At 72.3% G+C, this 13,732-nt stretch carries 12 protein-coding genes; 9 read left to right on the top strand and 3 right to left on the bottom strand.

Features of this window, described 5'->3' with window-relative positions; translation table 11 throughout:
- Positions 1 to 26 precede the first annotated feature (26 nt).
- Positions 27 to 677: a snapalysin gene (gene snpA / locus ASC99_RS05650; protein WP_235502442.1), complete on the bottom strand. Its 651-nt coding sequence runs from the start codon at positions 675 to 677 to the stop codon at positions 27 to 29.
- A gap of 198 nt (positions 678 to 875) precedes the next feature.
- On the opposite strand from snpA, the gene ASC99_RS05645 reads away from it, so the two are divergent.
- The 7 genes from ASC99_RS05645 to ASC99_RS05615 all read left to right on the top strand — a co-directional run bounded on the left by ASC99_RS05645 (position 876) and on the right by ASC99_RS05615 (position 8,809).
- A complete protein-coding gene (locus ASC99_RS05645) occupies positions 876 to 1,832 on the top strand; it encodes a LysR family transcriptional regulator (RefSeq protein WP_057229238.1) in 957 nt (318 codons plus the stop codon).
- 64 nt (positions 1,833 to 1,896) lie between these two features.
- A complete protein-coding gene (locus ASC99_RS05640; protein ID WP_235502443.1) occupies positions 1,897 to 2,328 on the top strand; it encodes an SRPBCC family protein in 432 nt (143 codons plus the stop codon).
- A gap of 6 nt (positions 2,329 to 2,334) precedes the next feature.
- A complete protein-coding gene (locus ASC99_RS05635; protein WP_057228935.1) occupies positions 2,335 to 2,757 on the top strand; it encodes a MarR family winged helix-turn-helix transcriptional regulator in 423 nt (140 codons plus the stop codon).
- An 80-nt stretch (positions 2,758 to 2,837) separates the two neighbouring features.
- Complete coding sequence (locus ASC99_RS05630; RefSeq protein WP_057228933.1) at positions 2,838 to 4,514, top strand: histidine kinase; 1,677 nt, start codon at positions 2,838 to 2,840, stop codon at positions 4,512 to 4,514.
- Positions 4,515 to 4,519: 5 nt separating this feature from the next.
- A complete protein-coding gene (locus tag ASC99_RS05625) occupies positions 4,520 to 5,221 on the top strand; it encodes a response regulator transcription factor (protein ID WP_057229237.1) in 702 nt (233 codons plus the stop codon).
- A gap of 176 nt (positions 5,222 to 5,397) precedes the next feature.
- Positions 5,398 to 6,177 carry an ABC transporter ATP-binding protein gene (locus ASC99_RS05620; protein WP_057228931.1) on the top strand — a complete coding sequence of 260 codons (780 nt, stop codon included), beginning with the start codon at positions 5,398 to 5,400 and terminating at the stop codon, positions 6,175 to 6,177.
- Between the two features lie 58 nt (positions 6,178 to 6,235).
- Positions 6,236 to 8,809, top strand: a complete 2,574-nt coding sequence (locus ASC99_RS05615; RefSeq protein ID WP_057228929.1) for an ABC transporter permease — start codon at positions 6,236 to 6,238, stop codon at positions 8,807 to 8,809.
- On the opposite strand, the gene ASC99_RS05610 is transcribed toward ASC99_RS05615, so the two are convergent.
- Positions 8,806 to 9,627, bottom strand: a complete 822-nt coding sequence (locus ASC99_RS05610; protein WP_082598104.1) for a hypothetical protein — start codon at positions 9,625 to 9,627, stop codon at positions 8,806 to 8,808. The two genes, ASC99_RS05615 and ASC99_RS05610, sit on opposite strands and share 4 nt — an antisense overlap.
- Before the next feature lie 121 nt (positions 9,628 to 9,748).
- On the opposite strand from ASC99_RS05610, the gene ASC99_RS05605 reads away from it, so the two are divergent.
- On the top strand, positions 9,749 to 10,318 hold the full coding sequence (locus tag ASC99_RS05605) for an NUDIX domain-containing protein (protein WP_057228924.1): 570 nt from the start codon (positions 9,749 to 9,751) through the stop codon (positions 10,316 to 10,318).
- 140 nt (positions 10,319 to 10,458) lie between these two features.
- Here ASC99_RS05605 and ASC99_RS05600 read toward each other — a convergent pair whose 3' ends face one another.
- A complete protein-coding gene (locus tag ASC99_RS05600; RefSeq protein WP_057229235.1) occupies positions 10,459 to 12,807 on the bottom strand; it encodes a Tex family protein in 2,349 nt (782 codons plus the stop codon).
- 362 nt (positions 12,808 to 13,169) lie between these two features.
- On the opposite strand from ASC99_RS05600, the gene ASC99_RS05595 reads away from it, so the two are divergent.
- Positions 13,170 to 13,694, top strand: a complete 525-nt coding sequence (locus tag ASC99_RS05595) for a hypothetical protein (protein WP_082598103.1) — start codon at positions 13,170 to 13,172, stop codon at positions 13,692 to 13,694.
- Positions 13,695 to 13,732: the final 38 nt, after the last annotated feature.

The raw sequence follows: 13,732 nt of genomic DNA, 5'->3' as shown, positions 1-13,732 counted from the left end.
GGCCGGGCCACTGCCGGTGCGTCAGGTCAGCGCGCGGCCACGGTCGCGGCCAGGCCGTTCGCCCAGAGGTTGTTGACCCGGTTCCGCTCGGTCGTGTTCGGGTAGGCGTTGGTGCAGGAGGTGCCGGGGCCGCCGCCCGACATCAGCTCGCTGCACGGGCCCGAGTAGTGGTCCGGCAGGCCGAGCACGTGGCCGGTCTCGTGGGCGGTCACCCGGGTGGAGTTGTACTGCTGGTTCTGCCGGTAGTCGAGGAAGATGTACCCACGGCCGTGGCCGTCGGTGCTGGCATAGGAGCCGCGCGAGTCGTTGCCCTCGTAGTAGCGGAAGTCCGCGTTGGTGCCGGACCGGAGCTGCACGTTGCGCACCGAACCGTTCCAGATCTGGGTGCTGTTGGAGATCTGCGTGCGGAAGGTCGGCGCACTGCTGGCGTCGTAGGTGACGACCACCGCGAGCAGGTACGGGTTCGCCGCCTGCTTGGCCAGCGCGGACTTCATCACGGCCTCGTGGAAGGCCTTGACGTCGGCCTGCTCGGCGGCCGATCCGGCGTACTGGGCGACCGCCTGCGGCTGGGGGGCCGCACTCGCGACGGGCGCGGCCAGCAGCCCTGCGGACAGGCCCAGGGTGACGGCCACCGCGGCGGAGAGCATCGAGCGCTTCATCTGGGGACTCCAGTTCATGGCTTCCAAAACCCTTGTGGGGCAAGTGCTTTGGGAGTGGGGGACGGACTGTCGTGCCACCGAGCTTCGGCCACCGCGACCGGCCTGCGGATGATGCCAGCCGGAGATAGCGCCGTCCTATACCCCCTCCCGGCGAATCTGACATGTCCCTGGCGTGAATGCCCCGGTCGGCCGTATGCTCCCGCTGTGGAGCTCGAGGTGAGACACCTTCGTGTGCTGTGCGCGATCGCCGACACCGGCAGCGTCCGGAAGGCCGCCCGGCAGCTCGGCACGAGCCAGCCCTCCGTCAGCACCCAGCTGCACCGGATCGAACGAGCCCTCGGCGGACGGCTGTTCACCCGCGAACGGACCGGCAGCCAGCTCACCCCGCTCGGCCACACCGTGCTCGCCCGGGCCCGGACGATCATCACCGACATGGCCGAACTGGTCACCGCCGCACGCCAGGAGGCCGACGACTCCGAGCACCTGACGCTGCGGATCGGCAGCGTCGGCAGCCGCGCGGTGGCCAGCTGGCTGCGCCGGGTGCACGCCCGGCTGCCGGACACCCGCACCACCATCCGGATCGACATCTCCGCCAACGCCCTGCTGCACCTGGTCGCCGCCGACCAGTTGGACATCGCCCTGGTGCACGAGAGCGAGGGCTTCCCGCTCCGGCTGCCCGCCGACGCCGAGCACCGGGTGCTGATCGCCCGCGAGCCACAGTTCGTCGCCCTCGCCCTGAGCCACCCGGCGGCCGGCTCGCCGGTGGTACGACTGCAGGACCTGGCCGCCGACGCCTGGATGGTCGACCCGACCGCCGACCACGAGTACGCGGCACTGCGCCGGGTGCTCTCCGAGGCCGGGCTCAACCCCCGGGTGGTCCAGGTCCGCGACAACGCCACCGCCGCCGAACTGGTCGCCTCCGGCGAGGCCGTCCGCCCCTGCCAGCCCACCTCGCTGCCCGGCCCCGGCACGGTGATCCGCCCCGTGCACGGCAACCCGTTCAGCGTCCGCCTGTTACTGGTCTGGCGGCCCCGCGCGCTCAGCGAGCCCGCCTTCGACGACCTGTACGCCGACCTGCGGGCGGCCTACCTGGACCTGGCCGGCACCAATCCGTCCTACCTGGCCTGGCTGCTCAGCAACGACAGCTCACTGCCCCGCCTACTGGCGCACTGACCCGGCGGGCTCCCCTGGACTAATGGTCTTCGCGCAGATAGTCTTCGCGTAGACAATCAAGGCCGTGGAGGCAACCGTGTGGGCTTACCAGCACAGCATCGAGACCGACGCCGCACCCGAGGCGATCTGGCAGCTCTGGGCCGATGTGGACGGCTGGGGCGAGTGGAACGGCGAGATCGAGAAGATCGACTTCCGGGGTCCGTTCGCGGTGGGCGCCACGATCGCCATGACCCCGCCCGGCGAGGACCCGATCGAGCTGACCGTGGTCGAGCTCGGCGAGGGTGAGCACTTCACCGACGAGGCCCGCTTCGGCGGGCTGGTGCTGCGCACCACCCACCGGCTCGCCCCGCTCGGCTCCGGGCGTACCGAGGTGGTCTACCGGATGGAGATCACCGGCGAGGGCGCCGACCAGGTCGGCCCGGAGATCGGCCCCGGCATCACGGCCGACTGGCCCGACACGATGGCCGCACTGGTCACGCACGCGGCCCGGGGCTGACCGCCGGTGCAGCCGGCCGAGAGTCCCGGCTTCCTGCTCTGGCATGCCACCCTGCGCTGGCAGCGCGGCATCGCCACGGCCCTGGCCCCGCTCGACCTGACGCACGTTCAGTTCGTGCTGCTCGCCTGCACCTGGTGGCTGAACGGCCAGGGTGAGCACCCCAGCCAGCAGGCGCTGGCCCGGCAGGCGGGCACCGACGTGAAGATGACCTCGCAGGTGGTACGCACCCTGGAGGCCAAGGGCCTGGTCGAGCGCGAGGTGGACCCGGCCGACAGCCGGGCCCGCCGGCTGCGGGTGACCGCCGCCGGGGCCGAACTGGCGCCCCGGGCGATCGCCGCCGTCGAGCAGGTCGACACGGAGTTCTTCAGCCCGGTGCCACGCGACACGGTGGTCGCGCTGCTCGGCCGGCTCGCGCACCCGGAGGAGTAGCGCTCCTCTCTGGCTTTCGACAGAGCGGCTCATCCCCAGGTCGCATCCGGACCCGCACCACCGCCCGTGAGAATGGGCCGATGGCCCCCGTCTCCCGAAGTCCGTTCACAGCCCCCGGCAACCAGGGCCGGGGGCTGTGGCGTGCGCTCGCGGAAGTGAGCGGCGGCGGGCTGCTGATGCTCCTCACCCAGCAGGTCCTGGGGGGCCCGGGCCCGTCCGGCGAGATCCAGCTCCTCCTCGGTGCCGTCGCCCTCGCTCTGCTCGCCGTCCGCCGCCGTTTTCCCGTGACGAGCCTGCTGGGCATCTCCGCCGTCCTGGGCCTGCTGCCCGCCGCCGGGCTGCCGGCCGCCATGACCGCGTACACCACGGCCAAGCACCTGACGGTCCCTCGGCGCCGGAGTGCTGTGCTGCTCGCCTCGACCGTGCCGGCGACGCTGGTCGGCGCCGTCTTCGCCCCGGTCCTCGGGCTCGGCAGCCACCCGTTCGGGCTGGCGCTCGGCGCCGTACTCGCCGCCACCACGCTGCTGGTGCCAGGACTTCTCGGCAGCTCGGGCGGACAGGAGGACCGGCTGCTGCGGGCGCTCCGGGAACGTGCCGCCGCCGCGGAGGCGGCCCGTCGGCTCGCGGACAGCGAGTCCCGGATCCACGAACGGTCCCGGATCGCGGCCGAGATGCACGACCTGATCGGCCATCGGCTCAGCGTGATCTCGCTGCACACGGGCGGCCTGGAGATGGCCCTGCAGAAGGAGTCGCCCGAACTGCGCGACGTGGCGGCCCTGACCCGCCGGTCGGTCGCGGAGGCGATGCGGGAACTTCGCGAAGTGCTCGGTGTGCTGGGCCCGTTGGGGCGGGACACCGGGACCGACGCGCTGACCGACAGTACGGGTACCCGGTCCGACGTCGAGGCGCTGGCCGAGGAGTCGCGCGGCGGCGGCATACCCGTCGATCTCAGCTGGGAGGGACCCGACCTGAACGACCGTCCGGCCCAGGTACGGCGCGCGGTGCACCGGGTGGTGCGCGAGTCGCTGACCAACGTGCACCGGTACGCCGCCGGAGCCCGGGTCACCGTAGCGGTCGCCCACACCGACGACCGGGTGGAGGTGCTCGTACGCAACGGGCTCCCGCCCGTGCCCCCGGAGGCGGAGACCGGCCTGGGCTCGGGGCGCGGCCTCGTCGGGCTGCGGGAACGGGTCGCACTGCTCGGCGGCACCCTGGAGGCGGGCCCGACGCCGGCCGGTGGCTTCGCGGTGACCGCACGGATCCCGGCGCGGCCGGACCCGGGAGCGAGCCTGGCCGCCGTGGGCGTCCCACCGCGTGAGTCACCGTCAGAACCGCGCTCCGACCACGCACCCGCCGGCGTCCGAGGCCGTGCCGTGCAGGCCCTCCGCGGCTTCCTCGGCCTGATCGGCGTGGCCGTGCTGATGATGTGCGGCCTCCTGCTGGTCGGCCAGGCGTTCCCGGAACCCGACCCCCGCAACCACGAGCCGCCCCGGATCGGGATGTCCCGCACGATGGTGGAGGAGGCCGTGTACGGGGACAGCACAGCGGCACGCGCGGCGGCGACGGGGAGGGAGCCGGCCCACCCGGAGTCCGTGACGAGCTGCCTGTACTCGACGTTCCCGTCCGAGGACTCCGCTGCCGACCGCCCTGACCAGCTCACCATCACCCGATACTGCTTCCGTGGCGATACGTTGGCCACGATCGACCGCTTCGCCGTACCCATGGTGTCGCGCACTCCACCGTGGGAGACACCGTGACCGACCTGCCCACTTCCGACCGCCGCCCGATCCGGGTCCTGCTTGCCGACGACGAGGAGCTGGTCCGGCACGGCGTCCGGCTGATCCTGCGTCATGCCGAAGGCATCGAGGTGGTCGGCGAGGCGGCGAACGGCGAGGAGGCCGTGCGGGTGGCCGGTGAGACCCGTCCCGACGTGGCCCTGATCGACATCCGGATGCCCGTGCTCGACGGGCTCGCCACGATCGAGCGACTGCTCGACCTCCGGCCCCGGCCGCAGGTGGTCATGCTCACCACGTTCGGCGACGAGCAGAACGTGACGCGCGCGCTGCGGTCCGGCGCCACCGGCTTCCTGCTCAAGGACGAGGGCCCGCAGGAGCTGGTCAGCGCCGTCCGGGCCGCCGCCGCGGGCGACGCGGTCCTCTCACCCAAGGTCACCCGCACCGTCATCGAGCGCATGCTCGACGGCGACGCCGGCCGGGGACGCCAGGGGGCACCGGCCTCCGGCCCCGTCCCTGTCCCCGGACAGCGGCTGGCAGCGCTCACCGGCCGGGAACGCGACGTCCTCGTACTGCTGGGCCAGGGCCTCGCCAACGCGGAGATCGGCCGTCAACTGGGCATCGGCGTAGGCACGGTGAAGACCCACGTCAGCGCCGTCCTGGTGAAGACGGGCACGGACAGCCGGGTCCAGGCGGCGGTCCTCGCCCACCGGACGGGGCTGCTGTCCTGAGAGCCCGGGTCTGCCGAAGGGCAGAGACCGCCGTCCGCCCCGAGGACTACCCGAGCCCCCGAGCCCGACCTTCGGCAGACGTCCCGGTCACGCCCTGAGGCCGACGGTCCGTCAGCACGGCGCGTCGAGGATGAGAAGCACTCACCCCACCTCGTCCCCGTACCTCCGGAGCTGACATGTCATTGCAGGCAGCCGCCCTCGCGCACTCCCCCACGAGTCCTGCCGCCGCCCGGGCCACCGGGCTGTGCAAGGTCTACGGCCAGGGCGAGACCCGGGTGGTCGCCCTGGACTCGGTCTCGGTGGAGTTCGGACGCGGCCGGTTCACCGCGATCATGGGTCCGTCCGGCTCCGGCAAGTCGACGCTGATGCACTGCATGGCGGGCCTCGACTCGGCCTCCGCGGGCTCCGCACAGATCGGTGACACCGAACTGTCCGGCCTGAGCGACCGTCAGCTCACCCGGCTGCGCCGGGACAGTGTCGGTTTCGTCTTCCAGGCGTTCAACCTGCTCCCCACCCTGACGGCGCTGGAGAACATCACGCTGCCGCTGGCCATCGCAGGCCGCCGGCCGGACCGGCAGTGGCTGGACACGGTCGTGACGACCGTCGGCCTCTCCGCGCGGCTGGGCCACCGCCCCGCCCAGCTGTCCGGGGGCCAGCAGCAGCGGGTCGCCGTGGCCCGCGCCCTCGCGTCCCGGCCGGAGATCGTCTTCGCGGACGAGCCGACCGGCAACCTGGACTCCCGCTCCGGCTCCGAGATCCTCGGCTTCCTCCGGGACTCCGTACGGGAGTTGGGCCAGACCGTCGTGATGGTCACCCACGACCCCGCAGCCGCCGCCCACGCCGACCGGGTGGTCTTCCTCGCCGACGGCCGACTCACCGACGAGCTGCTCGCCCCGACCGCCGAGGGCGTGCTGGACCGGATGAGGCAGTTCGACACCGGGGCCCGCACGAGCTGACCGACCGTCCGCTCCCCGCACGAACCTCCGCCACACACCCCAGAACTGGACCACCGCCATGCTGCATACAGCCCTGCGCAACGTCTTCGCGCACCGAGGCCGCCTGGTCATGACCGCCCTCGCGATCATGCTCGGCGTCGCCTTCGTCTTTGGCACGCTCGTCTTCGGTGACACCGTCACCCATGCCCTTCGCGGCGCCTCCGCCAAGAACCTCAAGGACGTCGCGGTCTCCGTACAGGCCACGTCCCAGCGGAACTCCGACAGCGAGGCGGACGACGGCCGGTCCACGGCGCTCACCGACGAGCTCGCCGACCGGGTCCGTGCCCTGCCCGGCGTCACGTCCGTGCACCCCACCGTCAACGGCACCGCCACCTTGGCGGCCAAGGACGGCCGACCGCTGAACGCCGACAACAGCTGGCAGAACCTGGCGGCCAACTACTCACCGGACGCCCCGGGTTCGGACCGGGACAGCCGTTTCCCGGTCAGCGCCGGACGCGGCCCCACCGCCGGCGGAGAGCTGGCCCTGGACCGGCGTACCGCCGAGAAGGCCGGCTACGCCATCGGTGACTCCGTCCGCTTCGCCACCACAGGCCCCGCACTCACCAAGAAGCTGGTCGGCACCGTCGACACCGACGACCCGCGCGTGACCGCGGGCGGCAGCCTCGCGCTCTTCGACACCGGCACCGCACAGCAACTCTTCCTGCAGGCGGGCCGGTTCGACGAGCTGGCCGTCGGCTCCGCACCCGGCACCGACAACCAGGAGCTCACCGGCAGGATCCGCGCGCTGCTGCCCACCGAGGGCATCACGGTCACCAGCGGAGCCCAGCTCGCGCACGAGCAGGCGGAGCGGATCGCCGAGAGCACCAAGGCGCTCACCCGGATGCTCCTGGCCTTCGCCGGAATCGCGCTGTTCGTCGGTGCCTTCGTCATCGCCAACACCTTCACCATGCTGATCGCCCAGCGAAGCCGGGAGACCGCGCTGCTGCGTGCCGTGGGAGCCTCCCGCCGCCAGGTAGTCCGCGCGGTCCTCGCCGAGGCCGGGCTGCTCGGACTTGGCGCCTCAGCAGCCGGCATCGGGCTCGGAATCGGTATCGCGACCGCCCTCAGGCCACTCCTCAACGCGAGCGGCGCGGGCCTGCCCGACGGCCCGCTGGTGATCTCCCCGGACGCGCTCGTCCGGTCCCTCCTGGTCGGCGTCGGCGTCACCGTGCTCGCCGCCTGGCTCCCGTCCCGCAGGGCCGCGAAGGTCGCACCGGTGGAGGCGCTGACCACCGTCGACCAGACGCCGCCCAGGCGCGGCCTGGTGCTCCGCAACAGCCTCGGTGTGCTGCTCACCGGCCTTGGTGTCCTCGTCCTGCTGTACGTCTCCACTCAGACGAACGGGGCCGACTCCAACCTGAAGGCCGCCGGACTCGGCTCCGTGCTCACGTTGACCGGCATGATCGTGATCGCGCCGCTGCTGTCCCGCCCGCTGATCCGGCTCGCGGGGGCGGTCACCACCCGGTTCTTCGGCGTCAGCGGCAAGCTCGCCGAGGAGAACGCGCTGCGCAACCCGCGCCGCACCGCCGCCACCGCCTCGGCCCTGATGATCGGGCTCACCCTGATCACGGGCCTGAGCGTGACCGGCAGCTCCATGAACGCCGCGCTCAAGGCGGCGGCAGTAGCCGGCCTGACCGCGGACTACCAGGTGTCCAACACCGGCTCCGGCGGCATCGACCCCGCACTCGGCACGAAGGTCGCCGAAGTCCCGGGCGTCGCGGAGTCGGTGCCCCTCGCCTCCTCGACCCTGGGGGCGCGGGGCGAGTTCGCCACGCTCACCGGTGCGGACCCGCAGCGGCTCGGCAGGGTCTCCGACCTGAAGTTCAGCAGCGGCTCGCTCGCAGATCTCGGCCCCGGCAAGGTCGCGCTCTCCGACAAGCTGGCCAAGGCCACCGGCCTGGCGAAGGGCGACACCTTCCAGGGCACGGTGGGCTACGGCCACGGCGAGAAAGCGCTGACCGTCGTGGGTGTCTACCAGCAGACCCGCGCCGTCGGCAGCGCCCTTGGCACCATGGACGAGGTCCTGCCGTACGCGAACGGCGGGAGGCTCGAAAGCATCCTGGTCAAGGCCGCGTCCGGCCGGCACCCGAACGGCCTCGACCAGGACATCCGCGCGGCCCTGGGCAACAGCCCACTCCTCCAGGTGCAGAACCAGGAGCAGTTGACGAAGGCTCAGTCCGGCGAGATCGGTGCGATGCTCAACATGATGTACGGCCTGCTCGGCATGACCGTCGTCATCGCGGTGTTCGGCGTCGTCAACACCCTGGCCATGTCGGTCTTCGAGCGGACCCGGGAGATCGGGCTGCTGCGCGCGATCGGCCTCGGCACCAGGGGCGTCCGGCAGATGGTGCGCCTGGAATCGGTGGTGATCTCGCTGTTCGGCGCAGCCCTGGGCATCGGCACGGGCATCTTCCTGGCCTGGGCGTGCGGAAGCCTCAGCAAATCCTCGCTCCCGCAGTACGAGATCGTGCTGCCCTGGGCGCGGCTCGGCCTGTTCCTGCTGCTCAGCCTGGCGATCGGGGTGCTGGCAGCGGTCTGGCCGGCCCGGCGGGCAGCCCGCCTGAACATCCTGCGGGCGATCAACGCGGCCTAGCTGAGCAGCAGTTCGCGCATCGAGGCGGCCATCGCCCGCACGAAGGCGGCCCGGGTCGGCCCGTCCAGCAGGTCGAGCGAGAGGTAGGGGTTGAGATCCTCCAACTCGACCAGCAGCAGGCCGCCTTCGGCCGTCCGGCAGGCATCGACCCGCTGCACGCCGTGGTCCAGCGAGTTCCAGTCCACGAAGGTCTGGGCGAACGCCAGATCGGCGGCAGTCGGCCGGTACGGCTCCAACTGCCAGCGGGCGGCCGGGTCCGGGGCGTACAGCGCGTACTGGAACTCTCGGCCGACGAAGTAGAAGGAGACCTCGTACCGGAAGTCGATCCGGGGCTGGAGCAGGGTCGAACCGTCGAGCTCCAGCTCGGCCACGGCGGCGGCCGGGAGCACCGCGAGGCCGATCGAGTCGGCACCGAGTTTCGGCTTGGTGACGTACTCGGCGACCTCGGGCAGCAGGCCGAGATCGGCTCGGTCCGCCACGGTCGGGATCACCGGGTGGCCTGCGGCGGTCAGGTCGAGCAGGTACTGCTTGCCCGCCATGTCGCCCCGGCCGTGCAGCGGGTTGAAGACCCGGGTGCCACTCGCCAGCGCACTGGCCCGGAACGCGTCGTAGCTCTCCTGGTAGTGCAGCACCGGACCGCTGTTGCGGACCACGGTCAGGTCGAAGCCGTCCATCAGGGCGGCCGCGTCCAGCGGGTGGCAGAGCGCCGGCTCGAACTCGAAGCCGCGCAGCGCGGCCGAAAGCGCGATGTCCTCGTCGCAGTAGCGGCGGCCCCGGGCCGGGTAGGTCAGGTCGGTGACATAGAGGATCCGGGACATCGGCGGGGCTCCGTTCGGCAGGTGCGCCTCACCCTACGTCGGACGGCCGGACGGCCGAGGTGCCGGGTCGTCCGACTGGAAGATCTCCTCGACCGGGCGCCGGAAGGACTACCATCTGTGAATGACGGACACCTCGGAGAGAGCACCGGAACTCGCGGACCTGGCGGCCCGGTTCCCGCAGTTGCACGCGCCCCAGCGCTGGTCCTGGGGCGGCATCGACGCACAGTTCTCGGCGGTGCTGCCGCCCGACGAACTCATCACCAACATCCACCTGGTGGGCTTCTCCGGCGATCAGGTGGTGCTCTGCCGGGACGCCCGCGGGCACTGGTTCCTGCCCGGCGGCACCCGGGAGGCGGCCGAGAGCATCGAGAGCTGCCTGGCCCGCGAGCTCCGCGAGGAGGCCGGCGCCCGGCTGCTCGGCGAGCCGGTCTGGATCGGCGCCCACCGCTGTGTGACGGACCATCCGGTGCCGTACCGCCCCTGGCAGCCGCACCCGGAGAAGGCCTGGCTCTGGGGCTGGGCCGAGGTCACCGTGGACTCCGAGCCGAGCAACCCGGAGGACGGCGAACAGGTGGTCGAGGTCCGCGCGATGGACCCGGCCGAGGCCCAGCACCTGCTCACCCACCACCGCGAGACCTGGTGGCACGAGCTGGTCAGCCTGGCCGTCGAGTCCCGGGCGTTGAACGGCTGACCCACCCCGGCGGAGTCGGTCCGTGGACGGCGGTGCTGTCCACGGACCGGCTCCGCCGGAGAACGGACGGTCTGACGCGACGTCATAACTGCCCGCCAAGGCTCCGCCCCGAGCCCCCGTCGGGATCCGGGGCGGACCCGCTACTTGCCGGTCAGGCCGGCCCGGCGCAGCGCGTCGGCCATCGCGCTGTTGGCGGCCGGCGCGGGAGCCGGGGCGCTCCTGCGGTCCTGCCGGGGCGGCTTCGAGCCCCGGCCACGGTCGCGATTCCCGTCCCGGTCGCGGTTCCGGTCCTGGTCCCGCTCGCGCGGCGCCGCCTGGCCGACCTCGTCGTCCAGCCGCAGCGTCAGCCCGATCCGCTTGCGCGGCACGTCCACCGTGACCACCCGGACCTTGACGATGTCGCCGGGCTTGACCACCTCGCGCGGGTCCTTGACGAAGTTCTTCGACAGCGCCGAGACGTGCACCAGACCGTCCTGGTGGACGCCCACGTCCACGAAGGCACCGAAGGCCGCGACGTTGGTGACCACGCCCTCCAGCACCATGCCCACCTCCAGGTCGCCGAGCTTGTCGACGCCCTCCTTGAAGGACGCGGTACGGAACGCGGGCCGCGGGTCGCGCCCGGGCTTGTCGAGCTCGCCGAGGATGTCGGTGACGGTCGGCACACCGAAGGTCTCGTCGGCGAAGTCGGACGGCCGGAGCGCCCGGAGCGCCGCCCCGTTGCCGATCAGCGACGGCAGGTCGCCGCCGGTCGCGGCAAGGATCCGCCGCACCACGGGGTACGCCTCGGGGTGCACTCCGGAGGCGTCCAACGGGTCGTCACCACCGGGGACGCGCAGGAAGCCCGCGCACTGCTCGAACGCCTTCGGGCCGAGCCGCGCCACGTCCTTGAGCGCCCGCCTGGTCCGGAACGGGCCGTTCGCGTCGCGGTGCGCCACGATGTTGTCGGCCAGCGTGCCGGTGACCCCGGAGACCCGGGTGAGCAGCGGTGCGGATGCGGTGTTGACGTCCACGCCGACCGCATTCACGCAGTCCTCGACCACCGCGTCCAGCGACCGCGAGAGCTTCAGCTCGCTCAGGTCGTGCTGGTACTGGCCGACGCCGATCGACTTGGGGTCGATCTTGACCAGCTCGGCCAGCGGGTCCTGCAGCCGCCGGGCGATCGAGACCGCGCCCCGGATCGAGACGTTCAGGTCCGGCAGCTCCTGCGAGGCGAAGGCCGAGGCGGAGTACACCGAGGCGCCCGCCTCCGAGACCATCGCCTTGGTGAGGTTCAGCTCGGGGTGACGCTTGATCAGGTCCTCGGCCAGCTTGTCGGTCTCCCGGGAGGCCGTCCCGTTGCCGATCGCGATCAGCTCGACGTCGTGCTGCTTCGCCAGCGCGGCCAGCGTGTTGATCGAGGCGTCCCACTTGTTGGCGGGCTGGTGCGGGTAGATGGTGTCGTACCCGAGCACCTTGCCGGTGGCGTCCACCACCGCGACCTTCACACCGGTCCGGAAGCCCGGGTCCAGGCCCATGGTGGCGCGGGTGCCGGCCGGGGCGGCCAGCAGCAGGTCGCGCAGGTTGGCGGCGAAGACGCGCACTGCCTCGTCCTCCGCCTCCTGCCGCAGCCGGGTGCGCAGGTCGATACCGAGCCGGACCAGGATCCTGGTCCGCCAGGCCCACCGGACGGTGTCACCGAGCCACTTGTCGGCCGGGCGGCCCCGGTCGGCGATGCCGAACTTGGCGGCGATCCGCCGCTCGTAGTCGTTCTCGCCGGGCAGATCGCCGTCGGCGCCCTCGTACGGCGAGAGTTCGAGGTCGAGCACCTCCTCCTTCTCGCCGCGCAGCATCGCCAGGATGCGGTGCGAGGGGAGCTTCCCGTACGGCTCGGCGAAGTCGAAGTAGTCGGCGAACTTGGCGCCGTCCTGCTCCTTGCCGTCCCGGACGGTGGCGACCAGCCGGCCCCGGGTCCACATCCGCTCGCGCAGCGTACCGACCAGGTCGGCATCCTCACCGAACCGCTCGACCAGGATCGACCTGGCCCCGTCCAGTGCCGCCGGGGCATCGGCCACCGACTCGTTCAGGTAGCCCGCCGCGAGTGCCGCCGGGTCCTTGGACGGGTCGGCGAGCAGCGTGTCGGCGAGCGGCTCGAGACCGGCCTCGCGGGCGATCTGCGCCTTGGTGCGCCGCTTCGGCTTGTACGGGAGGTAGATGTCCTCCAGCCGGGCCTTCGAGTCGGCGGCCAGGATCTGCGCGCGCAGGACGTCGTCCAGCTTGCCCTGGCTCTCGATCGACTCCAGCACGGCGGCCCGCCGCTCCTCCAACTCCCGCAGGTAGCGCAGCCGCTCCTCGAGCGTACGCAGCTGGGTGTCGTCGAGCTCGCCGGTGACCTCCTTGCGGTAGCGCGCGATGAACGGCACGGTGGCGCCGCCGTCGAGCAGTTCGACGGCGGACCTCACCTGCCCCTCCCGTACGCCCAGCTCTTCGGCGATCTTCCGTTCGACTGGCATGGTCACGAAGCCGGTCACCTTCTCCTGATTCAGCCTGAGTTCCGCCCCGCATTCTGGCAGGTAACCCCGACCGGACGGGTGCGACCTGCATCCCGGGGGTGGCGCGGGACCCTACTCCTTGCGACCCGCCGTCAGCAGATGGCCGGTCGCGCCGAGCAGCGAGGGCTCCGACTCGGTCCGGCGCAGCACGTCGAGCAAGGTCGCCCACTGCTCGGGGTCGACCGGATTTCGGCCCGGAGCGGGGATGAGGGTGCTCCCCCGTGCGGGTGAGGCACCGGGGCGGGCGTCCGTCCGGAGCGGGCCCGCCGGGCCCTCCTCCGGGTCGACGTGGAAGTGGCCACCGGCCGGAAAGGATGGGGTCCATGACGACCACTCAGTTCACCGCCACCGCTTCGCCCGCACCCCGTTGGGCGGTCCGGGCCGCCCACGCCGCCGCGCTGGTCTCCCTGCCGTGCGGGATCTGGCGTCTGCTGCTGGCGGCCGGGCAGCACGCCGGGTACACCGACGAGGGCTACCTGGCTGCGCAGGGGTCGATGGGCCCGGGCTGGGGGGCGGTGTACCTGATCGCGCTGAGTGCGGTCAGCGAGCTGGCCGCCCTGCTCACGCTCGGCCTGGTCCGGCCCTGGGGCGAGGTGCTGCCGCGCTGGATACCGGTGTTGGGCGGCCGGCCGGTGCCGGTGCGGGCCGCGGTGGTCCCCGCCACGGTCGGGGCGGTGGTGCTGGCCTGCCTGTGGACCCCGTTCCTGCTGTGGTGGACCTTCCCGCACGCCGACATGACCCCGCTCGGCCACACCCTGCTCGGCTTCGTCTACCTGCCGCAGGTCGCCTGGGCCCCGCTGCTCGCGGCCGTCACGGTCTCGTACCACCGGCGGCGCCGTGCGGTCTGACCGTCCTGCAGAGCCGGGGTGCTGCGGAGGGCGGAGGG

The sequence above is a fragment of the Kitasatospora sp. Root107 genome (assembly GCF_001424875.1).
Lineage (GTDB): Bacteria > Actinomycetota > Actinomycetes > Streptomycetales > Streptomycetaceae > Kitasatospora.
This window is presented reverse-complemented; position numbering and strand designations above follow the sequence as displayed.